The following is a 21,198-nucleotide window of genomic DNA, read 5'->3' as shown; positions in this document are numbered from 1 at the left end:
GGCGGGTCCTACGGTGTGGGGTCCGCCCCGTCCGGGTGCAGTGCGCCGCCCGGCCGGAACAGCCGCTTGGCCACGGTGTGCCCGCCCTCCGCCGCCATCCGGAACCACGGCTCCGCCGCCGCCAGGCCCTCGCGCTGCTCGACCAGCCGGCCCAGCTCCCACATCGACTCCAGGTCGCCGGCCTTCACCGCCTGCCGCAGCAGCCGCTCGGCGGTGTCGGGCCTGCCCTCGGCCCGTGCGGTCAGGGCGAGCGTGCGCAGCCCCCGTACCGCCCGGGCGTCCCCGGCCGCGGCGGCCGCCGCGAGCTTCCGCGGATCGACCGGGCGGCGGGCCCGGTTCCGGAACAGCAGCAGGATCCCGAGCACCCACATGATCCAGCTCAGGCTGATCAGCGTGCCGTTGCCGGTGATGACCCCGGTCAGGCTCAGCGCGCCGCCCGCCGGCAGCAGGAAGTACCCCAGCCCCGGTCCCATCGCAGTTCCTCTCCGTCCGGCACCCGCCACGCGTGCTTCGTCCCTTCCCCCTTCTCAGCCTTCCGTACCGGCCTCCGCGTCGAGGAAGACCGGGTTGGTGAGGGCCGCGAACGCGCCCGGCAGCCCCGGCACGGCCGGAGCGTGCCGGACCTCGGCGCGCACGTACGCGGCGTGGGCGGGAGTCGTACGCCACTCCACCACGCCCGCGCCCGATGCGGGCAGCGGGGTGGTCAACAGGGGCCCCTGATCGGTGACCAGCCGCACCGTGCAGTCGGCGGACGCGCCCGACACCTCCAGCCGCACGGTCACCGGGGCGTCCGCCGCCGCCCGCAGCCGCCCGCCGATGCCCGCGTGCCGGCCCCGCCCGTCCGTCGCGCCGAAGGAGAGGGACAGGGCGGCGGACTCGGCGAGGTAGGAGCGCCCGGCCCGGATTCCGGCGAGGACCGCCTGCCGCGACAGCGCGTCGGCCAGGACGACGGTCTGCGGATGGCCCACGAGGTCGGGCTCGCGGTGCGCGTCGCTGTTGCCCATGGCGGGAAGCCAGCGCCCCGGCCCGTCGCCCGGGTTCCGTACGGCGGCCACCAGCGCGTTGTCCCACTCCGCGAGGGCGATCTCGTCGTCCGGGGTCCAGGGCCCGTTCCACACCTCGACCGCGTCCGCGTCCGCGAGGCCGAACTTCCAGTTGCAGCCTATGCAGGTGGCGTGCGGATGGGCGGGCACGACGAGCCCGCCGGACCGGCGCACCTGCCGCGCGTACCGGCCGAAGCGGTGGTCGCGGGCCCGGTAGCGCCAGTCGACGAAGACCCCCGGGTCGGTGCCGACGGCCAGCACGTGCCCGTTGCGGGTGGTGATCTCCTCGCCGGTCAGGATGAGCAGGTCGTCGCCCCACAGCCCCTGCCACGCGGCGTGCGCGGAGGTGGTGTTGTGCTCGCTGCTGTTGATGAAGTCGAGCCCGGCGGCCCGTGCGGCGGCGGCGACCTCGGCCGGGGTGCGCCGCCCGTCGGAGTGCGTGGAGTGCACATGGCAGTCGCCCCGGTACCAGGCCCGGCCGCGCCCCTTCGCCCGCTCGGGCGGATAGACCGGTACGGGGGTGCGCGCGCCCTTCCCGAAGCGCAGGGTGACGGTCACCTCGTACGGCAGCCCCTCGGGCGCCACGGTGTAGGGGGCCAGGGCGATGTGCCAGACGCCGGGGCGTACGGGGCCGGGGAGGTAGCCGGGGGTCGCGGTGTCGCCCCGGACGGAGAACGAGGTGCGCGCCCCGCCGGACCAGCCGCGGAAGCCGCGCCCGCCGAGTTCCGTACCGCGTTCGTCGAAGAGGCCGATGTCGAGGGCGTTGCCCTGGACGCCGGGCGGCACGGGCGGCTTGCCGTACGTGTACGAGACGGCGAACTCGGCCACCCCGTCCGGCACCTCGACGGGCAGGTACACATAGTCGGGAGCCCCGGCGGGCAGCGTCCCGCGCACGGTCCGGGTACGGACGGCGGCGGCCCGCCCGTCCGGTCCGTCCGGTCCTCCGGCGTCCTCGGCGGCCCGGGCGAAGCTCACCGTGCCCAGGGTCAGGGCGGTGGCGGCGGTCCCGGCGAGCAGGCTGCGGCGGGCGAGAGGCGAGTGGTCGGGCCGGCGGGGTGAGGGCGAATCCGTCATGCGAAGGCTCCCTGGGTACGGACACGAACACGGACACGGATACGGGCACCGAAACGGGCACCGGGACGGGCACGGGTACGGGCACGGACAGGCGCAGAGGTACGGGTCGACGGTCTCGGATTTCGTTGTCGTACGGCATACCTTGGCCCTTCGCACGCATGACGCGCTGAAGGACGACGGAAGACCGACGACAGACGGACGACGGAGGTGTTCTCGATGCGGATCGCCACAACGATCTTCCTCACCGACGAGACGGTGACCCCGGTCAGGCTCGCCCGCGAGCTGGAGCAGCGGGGGTTCGGCGGGCTGTATCTGCCCGAGCACACGCACATCCCGGTGAGCCGCCGCACGCCGTACCCGATGGGCGGTGAGCTGCCCCGCGAGTACGGCCGCACGCTGGACCCGTTCGTCGCCCTCGGCCAGGCCGCCGCCGTCACCGAGCGCCTCGCGCTGGGCACCGGCATCACGCTGGTCGCCCAGCACGACCCGATCGACCTGGCCAAGCAGGCGGCCACCCTGGACCACCTCTCCGGCGGCCGGTTCACGCTCGGCATCGGCTACGGCTGGAACGTCGAGGAGGCGGCCGACCACGGGGTGGAGTGGTCGACGCGCCGGGACCTGGGGCGGGACCGGATGGCCCTGATGCGGGCCCTGTGGGCGGACGAGCCGACCGGTTACGAGGGCGAGTTCGGGTCGGTGCAGGCGAGCGAGGCGCACCCCAAGCCGGCCCAGCGGCCCCGCGGCCCGGTCAACGGCCCGCGCACCCTGATCGGCGGCGGGGCGGGCCCGAAGCTGTTCGCGCACATCGCGGAGTACGCGGACGGCTGGCTGCCCATCGGCGGCGGAGGCCTCACCGAGTCGCTGCCGAAGCTGCGGGCGGCCTGGGAGGAGGCCGGGCGCGATCCGAAGGACCTCCAGGTGGTGCCGTACGCGGTCCTGCCCAGCCCCGGGAAGCTCAGCCACTACGCGGATCTGGGCATCGAGGAGGTCGTGCTCCAGCTGCCCCCGGCGGACGAACCGGAGGTCCTGCGGACGCTGGACGCGTACGCCGCGTACCTCTGAGGAGGCCCGCCGGTGCAACCGGGCACGGTCACAGGGCATCCTTAATCACCGGGGATCGCATACGCGGGCCCGGTCGGCAGGCGTCTCGCCGCGCGGACCGGAGCCCGCCCGGGTGGGGAGTGGAATGAACAGGCCGTTGCGGCACATAGCCATCTTCTGCGGGCTGCTGGTGCTGGCCCTGCTGCTGCGGGCGAACTGGCTCCAGCACGTCGACCGCCAGGAGCTGGCCCAGCACGAGAAGAACGCCCGGGTGCGGTTCGAACGGTTCTCCACCCCGCGCGGCGACATCATCGTCGGCGGCAAGGCGATCACCGGGTCGAAGGAGACCGAGAACAAGGACTACGCGTTCCGCCGGACCTCCAAGGAGGGCCCGATGTACGCGCCCGTCACCGGTTACGCCTCCCAGGCCCGGGGCACCTCGCTGCTGGAGCGGACCTACGACAGCATCCTCAGCGGCCAGGACGACCGCTTCGCCTTCCGGCACGCCAAGGACATCCTGACCGGGCAGCCCCGGCGCGGCGGCGACGTGATCACCACGATCGACGCCAAGGCGCAGAAGGCCGGCTACAAGGGGCTGACCGACCTGGGCGCCCGGGGCGCGGTCGTCGCCCTGGACCCGGAGACCGGCAAGGTGCTGGCCCTGGTCTCGACGCCCTCGTACAACCCGGAGGTCTTCGCCGGGATCTCGTTCAAGGAGAGCGACCGCTTCACCGCGCTGGAGAAGGAGAAGGGCAAGCCGCTGGCCAACCGCCCGCTGCGCGAGACGTACCCGCCCGGCTCCACGTTCAAGATCCTCACGGCCGCGGCGGCGCTGGAGCACGGTGTGGTCACCGATGTGGACGCCAGGACGGACGCGGTCTCGCCGTACCCGCTGCCGCTCTCGACGAACAAGATCGGCAGCGAGGCGGGCGACGCGCTCTGCAACAAGGCGTCGATGAAGACCGCCATGCAGTACTCGTGCAACAACGTCTTCCTCGACGCGGCGGCCGAGCTGGGCGAGGACCGGATGCGGGAGACGGCGGAGAAGTTCGGCTTCAACGAGGACGTGTACGCGGAGGAGTTCGGCGACCTGCTCGCCACGAAGAGCCTCTACCCGCCGAAGCTCGACAAGCCCGGCACGGCCCTCACCGGCATGGGCCAGGGCAGCCTCACCAGCACCCCGATGCAGATGGCGATGGTCACGGCGGCCCTCGCCAACGACGGCAAGCTGATGCAGCCCTACATCGTCGACGAGCTGCGCGGCCCGGACCTCTCCACGCTGGAGAAGAACGAGCCGACGGAGATGAGCCAGGCCGTCTCGCCCGAGACGGCGAAGAAGGTCCAGGAGATGATGGAGCACACCGCGAAGGAGGGCAGCGCCCAGCGCGCCCTGATCGACGGTGTCACGGTCGGCGGCAAGACGGGCACCGCCCAGCGCGGTGTGGACGTCCGCGACGAGGTTCCGTACGGCTGGTTCGTCAGCTACGGCAAGAAGGACGACGGCCGCTCGGTCGCGGTCGCGGTCTTCATCGACCCGACGGACATGGACATCTCCCGCTCCGACATCTCGGGCGGCCGGCTGGGCGCCCCGATCGCGAAGAGCGTGATGCAGGCGGTACTGGGGGACTAGGCCAACCCAGCCCGTCCGGCCAACCCAGCCTGTGCGGCAAACCCAGCCCGCGTCCGGCAAACCCAGTCTGTGCGGCAAACCCAGCCCGTCCGGCGTGGGCCAACCCAGCCTGTGCGGCAAACCCAGCCCGTCCGGCGTTTGAGGACGGAACCGTGCAGGTGGGCCCGGGTGCCTCGAACGGGATGCCGTGCCCCAGTTCCCTCGCTGTCAGGCTCCCTTGAGCAAGGGTTCCGTCCTCAAGCGCCGAACGGGCTCGGAGGCGTCCCGGTCGGGTGCGTGCCCGTGACGCCCATGACCGCGGAGTAGAGACTGGTCTCCGCCGTGATGAAGAGCCGATTCCGCTTGGCCCCGCCCCAGGCGATGTTGGACACCTTCTCGGGCACGACGAGCCGCCCGATCAGCGTGCCGTCGGGGTCGTAGCAGTGCACGCCGTCGTCCATCGCCGCCGCCCACAACCGCCCCGCGTCGTCGAAGCGGAGGTTGTCGAAGCGGGCGGCCCCGCGGACCCCGGCCCCGGCGAAGACCGTGCCGTCCGACAGCGTGCCGTCCTCGCGGACGTCGAAGCGCCGGATGACCCCCGCCCGGGTGTCGGAGACGTACAACTGCCGTTCGTCGTGCGAGAGGACGAGCCCGTTGGGGGCGCCGAAGCAGTCCGCGGCCAGGTGCACGTCGCCCGTCGCGGGGTCGATGCGGTAGACGTTGTTGGAGCCGATCTCGCCCGTCGCGCGGTGGCCCTCGTAGTCGCTGGTGATGCCGAAGTCCGGGTCGGAGAAGTAGACGGATCCGTCGGACCGGACCGCCGCGTCGTTCGGGCTGTTCAGACGCTTGCCCTGCCAGCGGTCGGCCAGCACCGTGACCGTGCCGTCGTGTTCGGTCCGGGAGACCCGGCGGTTGCCCTGCTCGCAGCTGATCAGCCGGCCCTGGCGGTCCAGGGTGTTGCCGTTGGTGTATCCGGCGGAGCGGCGGAAGACGCCGACGTCGCCGGTCTCCTCGTCCCAGCGCAGCATCCGGTCGTTGGGGATGTCGCTCCAGATCACCTGCCGCCAGGCGGGCACGTACAGGGGGCCCTCGGCCCAACGGCAGCCGGTGTACAGCACTTCCAGACCGGCGTCACCGTTCATGCACCGCCCGGTGCGGAACCGGTCGTCGAACATCTCGTACATGTGCCCTCCCCATCCATCTCGATGTCGGCCGAATCATCTACGGCCTGGAGGGGAGATTGCCGTATGGGATATGGTCGTGGCAAGAAATCGCCGAATGGAGAGTTGTGGATCACATCGATCGTTCCCTGCTGGCCCATCTCCAGCAGGACGCCACCCAGTCCTACGCCGCGTTGGGTCGGGCCGTGGGCCTCTCGGCCGGGGCCGCCCACGAACGCGTACGGAAGCTGCGCGAGAGCGGAGTGATCCGGCGCACCACCGTCGAGGTGGACCCGGTGGCGGCCGGTCACGCCGTCCTGGCCTACGTCATGGTCGACTCGGTCTCCTGGATGGGCGATGCGGCGGAGGACTTCGCCGCGCTCCCCGAGATCGTGGAGGCGCATGTCATCGCCGGCAGCGCATCGGTGCTGGTGAAGGTCAGGACCGCGACCACCGAGCGGTTGCAGGACGTACTCCGCCGGATCTACGCGATCGACGGCGTCAGCGGGACGCAGGCCACGGTCGTGCTGGAGACGTTCTTCGAGCGCCCGGTCCCGCTGGAGGCCACCGGCCCCGACCCGGCCTCGCCGACGGGCCACCGGTCCTAGCGCACCGACCTCAACGCCCCGCGCCGCACCACCTTCGCCCCCGCGCCGGGCGACGCATCCGTCACGTCCGACGCTTCCGGCGCATCCGGCGCATCCGGCGCGTCCGACGCCTCCGAGGCAGCGGACCCCGACAGCCCCGACAACCCTGCCAGCCCCGACAATCCCGCCAGATCCGTCAACGCGTCGATGCGGAAGTCCGCCGTCTCCACCACGTCCGGATGCTCCGCCCACCAGTGCCCGTAAGGCCCGCGCCGCAGATGCGCCGTCCGCATCCCCGCCGCCGCGGCCGGGAACAGGTCGTCGGCCGGGTGGTCGCCCACGTACAGCGTCGCTTCCGGGGCCGCGCCCGCCACCTCGGCCACCCGTGCGAAGAACTCCGGGTCCGGCTTCCGTACGCCCCACTCGTCCGAGGTGACCACCAGGTCGGCGGGCAGGTCCAGCGCCCGCAGCAGCTCCCCGGCCCGGACCGTGCCGTTGCCCGCCACCACGACCCGGATGCCCGCGGCCCGCAGTTCGCCCAGCGCCGGGCGGACGTCCTGGTAGAGGTCCGACTCGTCGAGGTGTTCACCGCGCCCGGCGGCGGCCCGCGCGCGATACGCCTCCTCGACGTCCATGTCGGGCCGCAGGATCCGCAGCGCGTCCGTGGCCTCGCGGCCCTGGGCGACGGCCGCGCCCACCAGCGCACTGAGTGTGTGCGGCGGTACGCCGAGCCAGTTGGCCCAGGACGCCCAGTGCCGGTCGTCGCGTACGAGGGTTTCGCCGATGTCGAGGACGATCGTTTCCATCACCGTTCCGACACTAAGCGTGAGGACGCCGTCGGCGGGGTCTCATCCGGGTGAGTCGGCCCGCACGAGTGACCAGGAGCACTCCGCGGCCCGCGAATCCCGTGCCCAGGCCCTGGTCCGGCGCGCGCGCCTCGCTCGTATGCTCGGTTCATGACCGATCCTCAGAGCGGACGCCCCACCTCCAACGCCATGCGGCGCGCGCTCAAACGTGCCCGTGACGGTGTCGCCCTCGATGTCACCGAGGCCGCCGTCCTGCTCCAGGCGCGCGGCGACGATCTGACGGACCTCGCCGCCTCCGCCGCCCGCGTCCGGGACGCGGGGCTGGAGGCGGCGGGCCGGCCGGGCGTGATCACGTACTCGCGCAAGGTCTTCATCCCGCTCACCCGCCTCTGCCGTGACCGGTGCCACTACTGCACCTTCGTGACCGTCCCCGGCAAGCTGCGCCGGGCCGGCCACGGCATGTTCCTCTCGCCCGACGAGGTGCTGAAGATCGCCCGCGAGGGCGCGGCGATGGGCTGCAAGGAAGCGCTGTTCACCCTCGGCGACCGCCCCGAGGACCGCTGGCCCGAGGCGCGGGAGTGGCTGGAGGCGGAGGGGTACGACGACACGCTCGCGTACGTACGGGCCATGGCGATCCGGGTGCTGGAGGAGACGGGTCTGCTGCCCCACCTCAACCCGGGCGTGATGACCTGGACCGATCTCCAGCGCCTGAAGCCTGTCGCGCCTTCCATGGGGATGATGCTGGAGACGACGGCGACCCGCCTGTGGTCCGAGCCGGGCGGCCCGCACCACGGCTCACCGGACAAGGAACCGGCCGTACGGCTGCGCGTGCTCGAAGATGCGGGCCGCTCCAACGTTCCCTTCACCACGGGCATCCTGATCGGCATCGGCGAGTCGTACGAGGAGCGCGCCGACTCCCTCTTCGAGCTGCGCAAGACGGCCCGCGCCTACCACGGCATCCAGGAAGTCATCGTGCAGAACTTCCGCGCCAAGCCGGACACGGCGATGCGCGGGATGCCCGACGCGGAGTTGGAGGAGCTGGCCGCCGCCATCGCGGTGGCCCGGCACATCCTCGGCCCCTCGGCCCGGATCCAGGCCCCGCCGAATCTGGTGGACGCCGAGTACGCGCTCCTCATCGGCGCGGGCATCGACGACTGGGGCGGGGTCTCGCCGCTGACCCCCGACCACGTCAACCCCGAGCGCCCCTGGCCCCACATCGACGAACTGGCCGAGCGAACCGCCGAGTCGGGCTTCACGCTCCGCGAACGCCTCACCATCTACCCGGAGTTCATCCAGCGCGGCGAGCCCTGGCTCGACCCCCGCCTCCTCCCGCACGTCCGCGCCCTGGCCGACCCGGAGACGGGCCTGGCCCGCGAGGACGCGCTGCCCGTCGGCCTGCCCTGGCAGGAGCCGGACGAAGGGTTCACCTCTTCCGGCCGCACCGACCTGCACGCCACGATCGACACCGAGGGCCGCACCGGCGACCGCCGGAACGACTTCGACGAGGTGTACGGGGACTGGGAGGCGCTCCGCGAGGCGGCCGCCCCCGGCATGGTCCCGTCCCGTATCGACGCCGACGTACGCCAGGCGCTCGGCCAGGCCGCCGACGACCCGACGAAGCTCACCGACGACCAGGCCCTCGCCCTGCTCCACGCGGACGGCCCGGCGCTCGACGAGCTGTGCCGGATCGCGGACGCGCTGCGCCGGGACGTGGTCGGCGACGACGTCACGTACATCGTCACGCGGAACATCAACTTCACCAACGTCTGCTACACCGGCTGCCGCTTCTGCGCCTTCGCCCAGCGCCGCACCGACGCCGACGCGTACACCCTCTCGCTGGACCAGGTCGCGGACCGGGCGGCGCAGGCGTGGGACGTCGGCGCGGTCGAGGTCTGCATGCAGGGCGGCATCCACCCGGACCTGCCGGGCACGGCGTACTTCGACATCGCGCGGGCGGTGAAGGAACGCGTCCCCGGCATGCACGTGCACGCCTTCTCGCCCATGGAGGTCGTCAACGGGGCGACCCGCACCGGCATGTCGATCCGCGACTGGCTGACCGCCGCCAAGGAGGCCGGGCTCGACTCGATCCCCGGTACGGCGGCGGAGATCCTGGACGACGAGGTCCGCTGGGTCCTGACCAAGGGCAAACTGCCCACGGCCACCTGGCTGGAGGTCATCAGGACGGCGCACGAGGTGGGCCTGCGGTCGTCCTCGACGATGATGTACGGGCATGTGGACCAGCCGCGCCACTGGCTGGGCCACTTCCGTACCCTCTCCCGGCTCCAGCAGGAGACGGGCGGGCTGACGGAGTTCGTCACCCTCCCCTTCATCCACACCAACGCCCCGGTCTACCTGGCCGGCATCGCCCGCCCGGGCCCGACGGACCGCGACAACCGTGCGGTTACGGCCATGGCGCGACTCCTCCTCCACCCGCACATCACCAACATCCAGACGAGCTGGGTGAAGCTCGGCACGGAGGGCGCGGCGGAAATGCTCCGCTCGGGCGCGAACGACCTGGGCGGCACGCTGATGGAGGAGACCATCTCCCGGATGGCCGGGTCGAGTTACGGCTCGTACCGCTCGATCCAGGACCTGAAGGCCATCGCCGACCTGGCGGGCCGCCCGTCCCGCCCGCGTACGACGCTGTACGGGGAGGTCCCGGCCGAACGGGTCGCGGCGGCCACGGCCTCGGACGGGCATCTGCCGGAACTGCTGCCGGTGCTGCCGAGCTGAGGGCGGGGGAGAACGGGAGCCGGTGCGGGGCGGGGATGTTCCCCGCCCCGCACTCCGCTTCCCGCCCCGGGCGTCATAACGTTGCGGCGTGATGGAGACTCCGCACCTGGACGCGACACGGCAGTCGTACGACGCCGTCGCCGCCGACTACGCCCGGTCCGTCAAGGACCCCGCCGAGCTGGACCCGCTGTCGCGCGCCGTGCTGGCCGCGTTCGCCGAGCTCGTCACGTCGGCGGACCTCGGGCCGACGGCCGATGTGGGCTGCGGACCGGGCAAGGTCACCGCGTACCTGACCGGGCTGGGCGTCTCCGCCTTCGGGGTCGACCTGTCGCCGAGGATGGTCGGGCTGGCCCGCGCCGCCTATCCGGAGCTGCGCTTCGACGTCGGCTCGATGTCCGCGCTGGAGGCCGGCGACGGTGAACTCGGCGGGGTCCTGGCGTTCTACTCCACGCACCACCTGCCGCCGGAATCGCTGCCCGGCGCGTACGCCGAGTTCCATCGGGCGCTGGCGCCCGGCGGGCACCTGCTGCTCGTCACCCGGGTCGGCGACACCGGGCACCAGCGCCGGACGTACGGCTACGGGGGCGGCGAACCCGCCGCGTTCGACAGCTACCGGCTGCCCGCGGACCGGATCGCGGAGCTGCTGGAGCGGGCGGGGTTCGTCGTCACGGGGCGGACGCTGCAGGAACCCGAGACGGGCGCGAAGCGGCCGGTCGCCGGGTTCCTGGCCCGGAAGCCGGAAGCCCGGCAGGCGTAGTCCGGCCCGGGGAGGGCCTCTGCCGATTCCTCTGGAGCGGACTCCGTTTCGCTCTGTCATGTCCCGGGCAACTCATGGGATGCCACCCCGCCGTCCCGTGCCGACGACTCAGGAGAGCCAACCGTGCGAAAGCAGCTGATTCCCGCATCCGCCCCATCCGCCCCATTCACCCCGGGCGCCCCTCCCGGCAGGCGCCGGGCCTCCCGCACCGCCGCCGTCCTCGCCGCCGCCGGCCTCCTCGTGCTGGGCACCGCCTCCGCCGCCCATGCCGATCCGCCGGGCAACCTGCCGCAGAACGCGGGCGGTTACGAGCAGGCGTTCTCGCCCGCCTTCGACTACGACGGCGACGGCTGCTACGCCACCCCCGCCATCGGCCCGGACGGCACCCTCGCGCCCGGCCTGAAGACGAGCGGCGCGATCAACGGCAGCTGCCGGGACCAGTGGGACCTGGACAACTCCCAGACGTACGCCCGCTCGAAGTGCAACAACGGCTGGTGCGGCATCGTCTACGCGAGCTACTTCGAGAAGGACCAGGCCGTCCACGGCAGCGGACTCGGCGGCCACCGGCACGACTTCGAGCATGTGATCTCCTGGGTCAACCAGGGCACCGACCAGGTCGATTACGTCTCGACCACGCAGCACAGCACCGTCAAGACCTACCCGCGCTCGCAGGTGCGGTTCGACGGCTCGCACCCCAAGGCCGTCTACCACAAGGACGGTCCGAGCACGCACTTCTTCCGCCTCGCCAACGGCAACGACGAACCGCCGGAGAACCACTACGGCGACTGGCGCTACCCGCCGATCGTCGACTGGAACGGCTTCCCCAGCACGGAGTTGCGCGACAAGCTCATGAACGCCGACTTCGGGTCCGCGACCATCAAGGTCACCGACAAGGACGACCGCTTCCGCAACCTCCTCAACAACTCCAAGCCCGCCGGGATCCCCTTCGACCCCTGGGCCTGAGGGGCTCCCAAGCCTTCACGCCAAGGGAAAGGCGCGTCGGTAGTCGCTCGGCGACACCCCGATCTGCTTGAGGAAGTGGTGGCGGAGGTTGTTCGCGGTGCCGAGGCCGCTCAGCTCGCCGATCCTGGCGACCGGCAGGTCCGTCGACTCCAGCAGACTCTGGGCCCGGCGCAGCCGCTGGTTGAGCAGCCATTGCAGCGGCGTCACCCCGGTGGCCGCCTGGAGCCGCCGGTAGAGGGTGCGCGGGCTCATCGCGGCCCGCTGCGCCAGGTCCTCGACCGTCAGCGGCTCGTCGAGGTGCGCCCGTGCCCAGTCCAGCACGGGCGCCAGGCCCCGGTCGTCGGTGGCCGGCACAGGCTGGTCGATGAACTGCGCCTGGCCGCCTGGGCGGTGGGCCGGCACCACCATGCGGCGGGCCAGTTGGTTGGCCACGTGCGCGCCGAGGTCGCGGCGTACGAGGTGGAGGCAGAGGTCGAGTCCGGCGGTCAGCCCGGCGCTGGTGAGGACGTCGCCGTCGTCCACGTACAGCACCGAGTCGTCGACCCGCACCTTCGGGTAGCGGGCGGCCAGTTGGGCGGTGTGCATCCAGTGGGCGGTGGCGCGGCGGCCGTCGAGGATGCCCGCCTCGGCCAGGGCGAAGGCGCCCGTGCACAAGGAGACCATGCGGGCGCCGGCGTCATGGGCCAGGCGCAGGGCGGCGATCAGCTCCGGCGGCAGCGGCCGGCCCTCGTCGACGCAGGCGTCGGGCACCGAGGGCACGATGACCGTGTCGGCGTCGACGAGATCGGCCAGGCCGTAGCGGGTACGCAAGGAGAGCCCGGCCCCGCTCGCGGGCGTGCCCGGTTCCTCGCCGGGCTCCTGCGTGCCGCACAGTCGCAGGTCGTACCAGGGATCCGCCAGATCGGGCTGCGGCTTCCCGAACACCGTGCAGGGGATGCTCAGTTCGTACAGGTCCCAGGAAGGGACATGGATTTCCTCGGTCACGACCACGGCGACAGAACCAGCGCTCATGCGGGTCAGCGTATGGCAGGAATTTGGTGGTTGCCGTCACCACTGTCACTTCTGCCGCTCCTCCGGGGCTGCGAGCGTGGTCCGTACGTGATCAACCGGCCCAGGCGTGGGCAGGAGTACGGGAGTTGTTGAGGCATGGGTACCGAGCGTTCGGCCGTGACGGTCATCGGACTGGGGCAGATGGGATCGGCGCTGGCCGCCACCCTGCTGGAGCGGGGCCACCCGACCACTGTGTGGAACCGTTCGGCGGCGAAGGCGCGGCCGCTGGTCGAGCGGGGCGCCCGGCAGGCCGCGACTCCCGAGGAGGCCGTCGCGGCGAGCCCGCTGATCATCGTCTGCGTGCTGGACTACGACGCGCTGCACACCACCCTCGACCCCGTCGCGGCCTCCCTCGCGGGCAAGTCCCTGGTCAACCTCACCTCCGGGTCCCCGGAGCAGGCCCAGGAGGTCGCCGCGTGGGCGCGCTCGCACTCCGCCGACTATCTCGACGGCGCGATCATGACCACTCCGCCGGGCGTCGGCAGCCCCGAGATGATGTTCCTCTACAGCGGGTCGCACACCGTCTTCGACGCCCACCGCCCGACCCTGGCGGCCCTCGGCGACCCCCTGCACCTGGGCGCCGAGCCCGGCCTGGCCTCTCTCTACGACGCCGCGTTGCTCGGCCTGATGTGGTCCACCATGACCGGCTGGCTGCACGGCACCGCCCTGGTCGGCGCGGAGAAGACCGAGGCCACGGCCTTCACCTCGGTCGCGATCCGCTGGCTGAGCGCCGTGAACGGCTTCCTGACCACCTACGCCGCCCAGGTCGACGCAGGCCGCTACCCGGGCGACGACGCCACCGTCGATGTACAGATCGCGGCCATCGACCACCTCCTGCACGCCGCGGCGGCCCGGGGCATCGACAACGCCCTGCCCGAACTCCTCAAGGCCACCATGGAACGCACCCGGGACCTGGGCCACGGCTCCGACAGCTACGCGAGCGTCATCGAGGTCCTGCGGAAGGGGGCGGCCGGCGCATGACCGCGATCCCGTCGGCCACCACGACTCCCGCTCAGATCGCACCTCCCGCTCCGGTCGCGTTTCCTGCTCCGGCCGCGGCTTCTGCGCCGCCGACCGCACCTCCCGCTCCGGCCGCAGCTTCTGATCCGCCCGCAGTTTCTGATCCGTCCCCGCGGTGGACGGACCTGCTCGTGGCCGCCACCGACGCCGGCCTGGCCGCGCTGGAGGAGGTGGCCGGGCGGGACTGGTCGCGTCCCGCCCACGGCCTCGACTGGACCTGCCGGCAGACCCTGGACCACCTCGCTCTCGGCCTGACCGGCTACGCGGGCCTGCTCATCGCCCGCCCGACAGACCGCTACATCACCCTCTTCGCCTCCCTCGACCCCCAGGCCCCCGTCCGCGACTGCCTGGACGGCCTCCGTATCGCCGCGACGCTCGCCGCCTCCACCGTCCGCGACACGGACCCGGACGTACGGGCCTGGCACCCCTGGGGCACCTCCGACGCGACCGGATTCGCCGCCATGGCGATCACCGAACTGGCCCTCCACACCTACGACATCACCCGCGCCCTCGGCGTCCCCCGGACCCCGTCCGACACCGCCGCCGCAGCCGTCCTGGCCCGCCTCTTCCCCGACGCGCCTTCCGGGCACCGCCCGTCCGACACGCTGCTGTGGTGCACGGGCCGCGCCGCGCTTCCGGGGCTGCCCCGGCGCGTGGAGTGGCAGTGGGACGGGACGGTGCGCTGACGGCGGCCGGTTCTGACGGATCGTCAGGAATACTCTTCCATCAGGTAGTCCAGGTGCTCGACGTCTCCCGGTCGTACGGAATCGCGCGGCAGCCGACGCAGAGCGGCGATGTCCTCGGCCTCGAACAGTCCGGTCGCCGAGAGTTCGCCCAGCGCGTTCAGCTCGCACTCCAGACAGTCCGCGTCCTGCTCCAGGACGGCGGCCGAGGCGAGGAGCGAGGCCAGCGTCCGGACCTCCCGTCGGTCGAAGGACCGCACCCAGTCGCCGATCGTCTCGCACGCCCGCACCCGGTCCTTCGCCGTGGCCGACACGAGGCCCCGGGTGAGCGCGAGCAGCTGCTCGTCGCCGATGGACCGGGAGGCGGCGGGCCGGGAGGCGGAGGGCCGGGAGGCGGAGGGCGCGGCCCCGTCCTCGGCCGTCGCTCCCGCCTCGCCCGCGCACTCCTCCGGCCAGAAGCCTGTCGGCTCCGGCGTCCCGTCCAGCGCCGCGTCGACCCGCCCCCGGATGTACGCCCCGGTCATCGGGCACTCCAGCGCCCGGTCGGTCCGGCAGTCGAGCATGTGGGTGAGCACCCCCACGGCCCGCTCCAGCCTCCCGATCCGTCCGAGCAGTGCGTCCCGCTGGCCGGCGATCAGGGCAAGCCGGTCGTCCAGCCGGTCGCTGTCCACGATGGCGCTGGTCTCCGCGAGCGTGAGCAGACCGTCCTCGTGCCAGAGCTGCGCGTACGCCAGCCGGGCCAGGTCCGCGCGGCGGTAGTGCCGGACGCGGCCCCGGCGCTCACTGTGCCGGACGAGGCCGCGCTCCTCGTAGAAGCGCAGGGCCGCGACCGTCAGCCCGAAGGCCTCCGCGACCTCGCTGATCGAGTACAGATCCCGCACGGGCACCTCCGGAACCGCGATCCGCCACTTGCGCTCAAGTTTACTTGAGCGTGAAAGCTGTGCCGGGTCGTCGCACCCACCGGAAGGTCCAGGTCAGCCATGCCGGCCCAGCCACCGCCGCTCGCCGCACCCACTCCCACGTCCCCACCCGGCACTCCTGCCCCCGGCACCGGACCGTCCGCCCCGGCGAGGGCCTCCGCTGTCCTCCTGATCACCGGCTTCGTCCTGGTCGCCCTCAACACCCGGGTGGCGTTCGGGCAGCTCGGGCCGCTCGCCCCGGTCGCCGGCTTCGGGACCGGGGCGCTGACGGTCCTCGGGCTGCTGCCCCCGCTCTGCATGGGCCTCTTCGCCCCGCTGGCCGTGACCGTACGGCGTCGGCTCGGTGAGGAGCGCGGTCTGTTCTGGGCGAGCGTTCTGCTGCTCGCGGGAGCGGTCGTCCGGGTCCTCGGCCTGCCGGGCCTCTTCGCCGGAACGGTGCTCGTCAGCATCGCCACCGCCGTCGTCAACGTGCTGGTCCCGGTGTTCGTGCGCAGCCGGTTCGCCCCGCGCCGGACCGGCGTCATGATGGGTGTCTACGCCCTGTCGATGGGCGCCGGATCCGCCGTCGTCGCCGCGCTGACGGTGCCCGTCTGGCAGGCGTCCGGCCAGTCCTGGCGTACGGCCATGGCTCTGGCGGTCGTTCCGGCCGCGCTCGCCGCTGCGGGTATCGCTCCTCAACTGCGGTACGCGGGACGGGATGTGCGACCGGAACCGGTACGGGCCCGGGTGCGCGTCCTCGGCGGCCGCGGGAAGGGCCTCGCCTGGAGCCTGGTCGGCTACTTCGGCCTCCAGACGCTGCTCTTCTACACCACCCTCGCCTGGCTCCCCGCGATCCTCGTCGACGCCGGGGTGGCCGAGGCGACGGCCGGGACCATGCAGTCCCTGTTCATCCTCGGCATCGCGGCCGGCGGCTTCCTCACCCCGGTCCTGGCCGCCGCCCGAACCGACCAGCGCCCCCACATGCTCGCCGTCCTCCTGGTCTGCGGCCTCGGTTACGCCGGTCTCCTCGCCGCCCCCGCCGCGCTCCCCGCCCTCTGGGCGCTCCTCCTCGGGGCGGGCCTCGGCGGCGGGCAGGCGGTCGCCGGAGTCCTGTACGTGAAGCGGGGCCGGGACCAGGACCACGTCGCCGCGCTGTCCACGGCGGCCCAGACGGGCGGCTACCTGATCGCCGCCACCGGCCCGGCCGCCGCGTCCGTCCTGCACACCGCGACCGGCGCCTGGACCGCGCCGCTCCTCGCCTTCCTCGGCGTACTGCCGCTCAGCACGGTGGCGAGCCTGCGGGCCGGGCACGGCTGAGACCCGGCCCGGACGGCGCGCCGACCCGACCGCAGCGGGCACAGGATGTCGGGTCCGGCACAGTGGGCCTTCCCTAGCGTGGAGACCGGTAGAGGGAAGGACGGCCAGGAGTGCTGGAGCGGCTGAATCAGGCCATGGACCACATCGAGGACCATCTCGATGAGCCCATCGACGCGGCCGAGCTGGCCCGTATCGCCATGACGTCGGAGTACCACTTCCGGCGGATGTTCTCCGCGCTGGCGGGTATCCCGCTCTCCGAGTACATCCGCCGGCGGCGGCTGACGCTCGCCGGGGCGGAAGTGCTCGGCGGGGAGCGGACGCTGCTCGATGTCGCGGTGCGGTACGGGTACAGCTCGGGCGAGGCGTTCGCACGTGCCTTCCGCGCCGTGCACGGGGTCGGCCCCGGCGAGGCGCGGCGCACGGGCGCCGCTCTGCACTCCCAGCCGAGGATGTCCTTCCGGGTGATCGTCGAAGGGAGCAGCAACATGCGGTACCGAGTGGTGGAGAAGGACGGCTTCCGGCTCGTGGGCCGGGGGACACGGATCCCGCTGGTCTACGAGGGGATGAATCCGGCCATCGTGGAGTTCGTCAAGAGCATCGGCAAGGAGACGCTGGGGCGCTGGGAGGAGCAGGCGGCCGGGGAGCCCGGCGGTGTCCTGGCCGCCGTCAGCAACCACTCCGCGGAGGACGCGGAAGGCACCGAACTCGACTACTTCCACGGGGTGGTGAGCGAGACGGAGGTGCCCGGGGCTTCGGAGAGCCTCGACGTCGAGCCGGGCACGTGGGCGGTGTTCGAGTCCTCGGGCGAGTTTCCGCTGGCGGTCCAGTACCTCTGGCGGGACGTGTACACGCAGTGGTTCCCGTCGAACCCGTACCGGAGCCGGCCGGGCCCGTCGCTCTCGCGCACCCGGGTGTCCGAGGACGGTACGCACGCGGACGCGGAGGTGTGGATCCCGGTGGAGCGGTCCGGCGACTGAGCCCGGCCGGTCGCGGGCGGCCCGTCACCCCAGGGTGAGCTGGAAGCGGGCCGTCTCCCGGTAGCCGGGGTGCGGAGGGGTGACCTCCACCGTGACCGGGACACCCTTCCGGTCCGGCTTCAACCGGACCGGGACGGTGCGCTCCTCATCCTCGGGGAGGGGCGGCGCGAGGGCGGAGGCGGACTCGTCCCAGTTCAGCCAGTCCACGTAGCTGCCGGCGGCGTAGTCCTGGCCGGACTCGTCGGGCTCGACTTCGAGCGTGTCGGAGAACGACTTCTCGCCGAGGAGCAGTTCCTCGTCGGTGCCGTTCTTGAAGGTCACGGTGAGGCTGTAGGCGCCGTCGTCGTGCCGCTCGGGGAAGCTGACGGTGACCCACAGCCCGTCCTCGTACCGTGCCGTCGTACCGGGGCCGAGCGTTCGGTACGCGCTGCCCGAGGAGCCGGGCCGTTCCAGCTGCCCGTCGCCGTCGAGGCCCTTCTCGAACTCCGTGAAGGCATGCGCTCCGAGCGCGATCAGCGTGAAGAAGACGATCAGGGCGATCACGCAGCCGTAGAACCCCCGCGGGCTGGCGGCGGGTGACGTTTCTGCTGCGGTGGTCGCTTCTTCCGTGTCCATGCCCGTCACGGTAGGCAGCGGCCCGCGCGTGATCATGAGCGCCGGTACTCAGGGGCGGTGAGTAGGCACGAGGGCCCGCGCCCCGGTCCGGTGAGGACGGGTGCGCGGGCCCTGCGGTGTACGAGGGTGGGTCAGCGCTCGGCCGCGAACTCCACGAAGGCCGCCCAGGCGGGGGCGGTGATGAGGAGCGCGGGGCCTGCGGGGACCTTGCTGTCGCGGACGGGGATCAGGCCGGGGTAGCCGTCGGCGACCTCGATGCAGTTGTTGTCGCCGCCGTCGCTGTAGCTCGACTTGCGCCAGGTGGCGGTGGAGAGGTCGGGCGTGCGCTTCATGATCCTCTGAACTCCTTCAGGACGCCCCTGATGAACGCGATGGAGTCGGGCGGGGGCAGCGACCGATCCCGTGCTCGATCGTAGGACAGCCGGGAGCGCGTGACGTCGGCCGGATCTTCCAGCAACTCGGAGCACTGATTGCCTTCCACATAGGCAACGGCACTTCCGTCCTCCTGCCACAGGAGCGTAAGTGAACCGTTCATCAGATGATGCGCCCCGGCCGAGAACGGCAGCACCTGAAGAGTGACCATCGGCAGTTCTGCGATCTTGATCAGGTGCTCCAACTGGGCTTCCCACACCTTCGCGTCGCCCACCTGACGGCGCAACCCGTACTCGTCCATGATGATGCGGACGGTCGGAGCCGGATTACGGAAGAGCAGTTGCTGGCGGCCCAGGCGCGCTATGACCTGCTCCTCGACCGACTCCGCCTCGCTCTCCGTTTCCTGGTCGCCGGACAACAGGGCCCGTGCCACGTCCTCGGTCTGCAACAGACCAGGAATGCCGAGGGCGTACTTGTGCATGATGCGGGCGGTGAACTCCAGCCGCATGAACTCCTTGTACTTGTCCTTGAAGACCTCCCGCCGCGCCACCTTCCACAGCTCGACCAGCAGCCCGCCCGTCTCGTAGAACCGGTCCAGGTCCTCCATCACCGCCGGCTTGGACAGCCGTTTCCCCGACTCCAGGCGTGACAGGTAGCTCTTGTCGTACCGGGTCTTCTCCGCGAGCTGTCCGAGCGACAGCCCCGCCTTCTCCCGTAAGTACTTCAGAGCCCGCCCCAGCGCCGCGCGCCCCGACTCCGCTTCCACGTTCACTTCCGCGACTTCGGTCATCCCCGACTCCCCGACCCCTTGCCGTTGTCCTGTGCGCAGGCAATCGCGTGCCTCTGTCGAGCGTAGGGCGGCGGGCGTGACGATGAGGGCACGAACGGTAATCGCCACCCGTCAGGGTCACGAACCCCCCTCACGCTTTAGGACGCCGACATGACCGACACCTCGCAACTCCGCCTCCTCCCCTGGAGGTCTCTCGAAGGCAAGCCCTGCTACCTCAGCACCAGCGACCCCAACAGCAGGCTCTCCCGGCTCGCCGACGACATGGAGGAGGAGCAGATCGAGTGCGGCAACGTCGTGCTGGAAGGCGCGCAGGAAGTGCTGGCGGACCAGGCGGCCGGTGAGGTCGCCGTACGGTTCGCGCTCACGCAGGCCGTGCTGTCGCTGCGGGACGTGCTGCTCGTCGCGCACAGCCGGGGGCAGCGGCTTCCGGACGCCGATGACCGATGACCGGTGACCGATGACCGGCGCGGGCCCGTTCGTCGTCAGTCGGTACGGACCCGGGTCATGGCCTTCTCGGCAGGCGGGGCGTAGTACTCCGTGAACAGCTTGCCCACCAGCTCGCCCCGGCTGGAGACCCCGGCCTTCTCGAACACCGCCTTGATGTGGTCCCGGACCGTGTGCGGGGAGAGGTGCAGCTGTGCGGCGATCTCGCCGGTGGGGAGGCCGCGGGCGATGTACTGGGTGATCTCGGCCTCCCGGTCGGTGAGTTCGTACGCGTCCACGATCAGCGGGACGATCTCCGAGGTCTTCGCGGGCTCGATCACCACGGCGGACGCGCCGAGCCCGCCGTCGGCTTCCCGCAGGCAGGAGGCGTGGCAGACCAGCCAGCGGCCCGCACGGTTCCGTACGCGGGCACGCGCCTGGCCACGGCTGCGGCCATGGTCCCGTTCCTGGGCGACCGCGCGGGCCTTCATCGCGGTCGCCTGGATCCAGGCCGGTACGCGGATGCCCTGCGGCGAGGGCACGGCGGGGCCCTCTGGGAGGGTGTCCAGGTAGGTCAGGGCGTCGTCGTTGACCGACAGCAGCGCGCCGTTCGGGTCGAAGAGGAGCAGCCCGGGGCCGTGCGGGGCGTCCGGCAGCGGCTGCGGAGCGGGCTCAGCGAAGGAGCGCAGATGCTTGGCGAGAGGTGTGAGGACGGAGGCGATCAGCCGGGTCTCGGCGGCGTCGAAGGCCGCGCGTCCCTCGGACCGGAACAGGCTGATGTGCCCCTGCGGGCGGCCCCCGACGCGCAGGACCGCCCGCAGTTCGTCGTGGAATCCGCGCGGGCGCATGAAGGTCTCGTAGAGGGTGCTGCGTGCCGGCAGGTCACCGGTGGTCTGCCGGAGCCCGGCGACCGGCACGCGGGCCCGCGCCAGATCGCGGAACAGGTTGACGTTCTCGGTGAACAGTTCGGACTCCCAGTAGACGGCGCAGCCGCCCTCGTCCAGGTTCTCCGCGCGGATGGGCGCGGTCATCATGCCGGTCACCGGGTCGGTGACGCGCCACACCGCCGCGTCGTACGGCATGAGCCGCCGCAGATGGGCTGAGGCCTCGGCGAACATGCCGAGCGCGTCGGTGGCCTTCGCGGACCGGGAGAGCAGTTCCGCCCGGCCGACCGACGTGGAGGAAAGCTTCGAACCGGTCATTCCACGAATGTGACAGGTCCGCCGTCCCACTCCAACCCCTCAAGTAGGGGATGGGAACGGCCCTTTCGGACGAGAAC

General features: G+C 72.0%; 21 protein-coding genes. 11 read left to right on the top strand and 10 right to left on the bottom strand.

The genetic code is table 11. From position 1 onward, the window contains the following. Window positions 1–8: 8 nt before the first annotated feature. Entirely contained in the window at window positions 9–473 is a 465-nt protein-coding gene (locus G3I54_RS36740; protein ID WP_164621325.1) for a sel1 repeat family protein, read from the bottom strand. 54 nt (window positions 474–527) lie between these two features. Then, window positions 528–2,117, bottom strand: coding sequence for a CehA/McbA family metallohydrolase (locus G3I54_RS36735; RefSeq protein WP_164621323.1), 1,590 nt, complete (start codon window positions 2,115–2,117; stop codon window positions 528–530). A 216-nt stretch (window positions 2,118–2,333) separates the two neighbouring features. On the opposite strand from G3I54_RS36735, the gene G3I54_RS36730 reads away from it, so the two are divergent. Together G3I54_RS36730 and G3I54_RS36725 are read left to right on the top strand one after the other, a co-directional pair. Further along, entirely contained in the window at window positions 2,334–3,179 is an 846-nt protein-coding gene (locus G3I54_RS36730) for an LLM class F420-dependent oxidoreductase (RefSeq protein WP_164621321.1), read from the top strand. Between the two features lie 124 nt (window positions 3,180–3,303). Next, window positions 3,304–4,788 (top strand): penicillin-binding protein 2, encoded by a 1,485-nt coding sequence (locus G3I54_RS36725; RefSeq protein WP_164621319.1) that lies wholly within the window; start codon window positions 3,304–3,306, stop codon window positions 4,786–4,788. 236 nt (window positions 4,789–5,024) lie between these two features. Here G3I54_RS36725 and G3I54_RS36720 read toward each other — a convergent pair whose 3' ends face one another. Next, window positions 5,025–5,951 (bottom strand): SMP-30/gluconolactonase/LRE family protein, encoded by a 927-nt coding sequence (locus G3I54_RS36720; protein WP_164621317.1) that lies wholly within the window; start codon window positions 5,949–5,951, stop codon window positions 5,025–5,027. Between the two features lie 104 nt (window positions 5,952–6,055). Here G3I54_RS36720 and G3I54_RS36715 point away from each other — a divergent pair, with 104 nt between their 5' ends. Beyond that, window positions 6,056–6,535, top strand: coding sequence for an Lrp/AsnC family transcriptional regulator (locus G3I54_RS36715; RefSeq protein WP_164621315.1), 480 nt, complete (start codon window positions 6,056–6,058; stop codon window positions 6,533–6,535). On the opposite strand, the gene G3I54_RS36710 is transcribed toward G3I54_RS36715, so the two are convergent. Beyond that, window positions 6,532–7,320, bottom strand: coding sequence for an HAD family hydrolase (locus G3I54_RS36710; RefSeq protein ID WP_164621439.1), 789 nt, complete (start codon window positions 7,318–7,320; stop codon window positions 6,532–6,534). The genes G3I54_RS36715 and G3I54_RS36710 overlap by 4 nt on opposite strands. A gap of 150 nt (window positions 7,321–7,470) precedes the next feature. Between G3I54_RS36710 and G3I54_RS36705 the strand changes: the two genes are divergently transcribed. The 3 genes from G3I54_RS36705 (at window position 7,471) to G3I54_RS36695 (ending at window position 11,773) form a co-directional block, all read left to right on the top strand. After that, complete coding sequence (locus G3I54_RS36705; protein ID WP_164621313.1) at window positions 7,471–10,053, top strand: bifunctional FO biosynthesis protein CofGH; 2,583 nt, start codon at window positions 7,471–7,473, stop codon at window positions 10,051–10,053. A gap of 88 nt (window positions 10,054–10,141) precedes the next feature. Further along, window positions 10,142–10,810, top strand: coding sequence for a class I SAM-dependent methyltransferase (locus tag G3I54_RS36700; RefSeq protein WP_343240511.1), 669 nt, complete (start codon window positions 10,142–10,144; stop codon window positions 10,808–10,810). 138 nt (window positions 10,811–10,948) lie between these two features. Further along, entirely contained in the window at window positions 10,949–11,773 is an 825-nt protein-coding gene (locus G3I54_RS36695; protein ID WP_164621435.1) for an NPP1 family protein, read from the top strand. 15 nt (window positions 11,774–11,788) lie between these two features. Here the strand turns inward: G3I54_RS36695 and G3I54_RS36690 are convergent, their stop codons facing one another. Next, the gene (locus G3I54_RS36690; protein WP_164621311.1) at window positions 11,789–12,784 is read right to left on the bottom strand and encodes a helix-turn-helix domain-containing protein; all 996 of its coding nucleotides are present in this window, start codon (window positions 12,782–12,784) and stop codon (window positions 11,789–11,791) included. 135 nt (window positions 12,785–12,919) lie between these two features. Between G3I54_RS36690 and G3I54_RS36685 the strand changes: the two genes are divergently transcribed. Together G3I54_RS36685 and G3I54_RS36680 are read left to right on the top strand one after the other, a co-directional pair. Next, entirely contained in the window at window positions 12,920–13,804 is an 885-nt protein-coding gene (locus G3I54_RS36685) for an NAD(P)-binding domain-containing protein (protein ID WP_164621309.1), read from the top strand. Window positions 13,805–13,968: 164 nt separating this feature from the next. Beyond that, window positions 13,969–14,529 carry a maleylpyruvate isomerase N-terminal domain-containing protein gene (locus G3I54_RS36680; RefSeq protein WP_239144761.1) on the top strand — a complete coding sequence of 187 codons (561 nt, stop codon included), beginning with the start codon at window positions 13,969–13,971 and terminating at the stop codon, window positions 14,527–14,529. A 23-nt stretch (window positions 14,530–14,552) separates the two neighbouring features. On the opposite strand, the gene G3I54_RS39920 is transcribed toward G3I54_RS36680, so the two are convergent. Beyond that, window positions 14,553–15,407 carry a MerR family transcriptional regulator gene (locus tag G3I54_RS39920; RefSeq protein WP_164621305.1) on the bottom strand — a complete coding sequence of 285 codons (855 nt, stop codon included), beginning with the start codon at window positions 15,405–15,407 and terminating at the stop codon, window positions 14,553–14,555. A gap of 99 nt (window positions 15,408–15,506) precedes the next feature. Between G3I54_RS39920 and G3I54_RS36670 the strand changes: the two genes are divergently transcribed. Continuing rightward, window positions 15,507–16,742: an MFS transporter gene (locus tag G3I54_RS36670; RefSeq protein WP_164621303.1), complete on the top strand. Its 1,236-nt coding sequence runs from the start codon at window positions 15,507–15,509 to the stop codon at window positions 16,740–16,742. A gap of 110 nt (window positions 16,743–16,852) precedes the next feature. Then, window positions 16,853–17,719 (top strand): AraC family transcriptional regulator, encoded by an 867-nt coding sequence (locus G3I54_RS36665; protein ID WP_164621301.1) that lies wholly within the window; start codon window positions 16,853–16,855, stop codon window positions 17,717–17,719. Window positions 17,720–17,743: 24 nt separating this feature from the next. On the opposite strand, the gene G3I54_RS36660 is transcribed toward G3I54_RS36665, so the two are convergent. The 3 genes from G3I54_RS36660 to G3I54_RS36650 form a co-directional block, all read right to left on the bottom strand. Further along, window positions 17,744–18,334: a hypothetical protein gene (locus tag G3I54_RS36660; RefSeq protein WP_239144742.1), complete on the bottom strand. Its 591-nt coding sequence runs from the start codon at window positions 18,332–18,334 to the stop codon at window positions 17,744–17,746. Between the two features lie 131 nt (window positions 18,335–18,465). After that, on the bottom strand, window positions 18,466–18,666 hold the full coding sequence (locus tag G3I54_RS36655) for a DUF397 domain-containing protein (RefSeq protein ID WP_164621297.1): 201 nt from the start codon (window positions 18,664–18,666) through the stop codon (window positions 18,466–18,468). Next, window positions 18,663–19,496 carry a helix-turn-helix transcriptional regulator gene (locus G3I54_RS36650; protein WP_164621295.1) on the bottom strand — a complete coding sequence of 278 codons (834 nt, stop codon included), beginning with the start codon at window positions 19,494–19,496 and terminating at the stop codon, window positions 18,663–18,665. The genes G3I54_RS36655 and G3I54_RS36650 overlap by 4 nt, the downstream gene beginning before the upstream one ends. 150 nt (window positions 19,497–19,646) lie before the next feature. On the opposite strand from G3I54_RS36650, the gene G3I54_RS36645 reads away from it, so the two are divergent. After that, complete coding sequence (locus G3I54_RS36645) at window positions 19,647–19,943, top strand: sulfatase (protein ID WP_164621293.1); 297 nt, start codon at window positions 19,647–19,649, stop codon at window positions 19,941–19,943. Window positions 19,944–19,978: 35 nt separating this feature from the next. Here the strand turns inward: G3I54_RS36645 and G3I54_RS36640 are convergent, their stop codons facing one another. Further along, entirely contained in the window at window positions 19,979–21,121 is a 1,143-nt protein-coding gene (locus G3I54_RS36640; RefSeq protein WP_164621291.1) for a LuxR C-terminal-related transcriptional regulator, read from the bottom strand. Window positions 21,122–21,198 lie beyond the last annotated feature (77 nt).

Origin of the sequence: Streptomyces sp. SID14515 (genome assembly GCF_010548505.1) — a bacterium.
In the GTDB taxonomy this organism is placed as follows: Bacteria; Actinomycetota; Actinomycetes; order Streptomycetales; family Streptomycetaceae; genus Streptomyces; species Streptomyces caviscabies.
The sequence above is the reverse complement of the archived record's forward strand: the minus strand, read 5'-3'. Positions and strand labels throughout refer to the sequence as shown.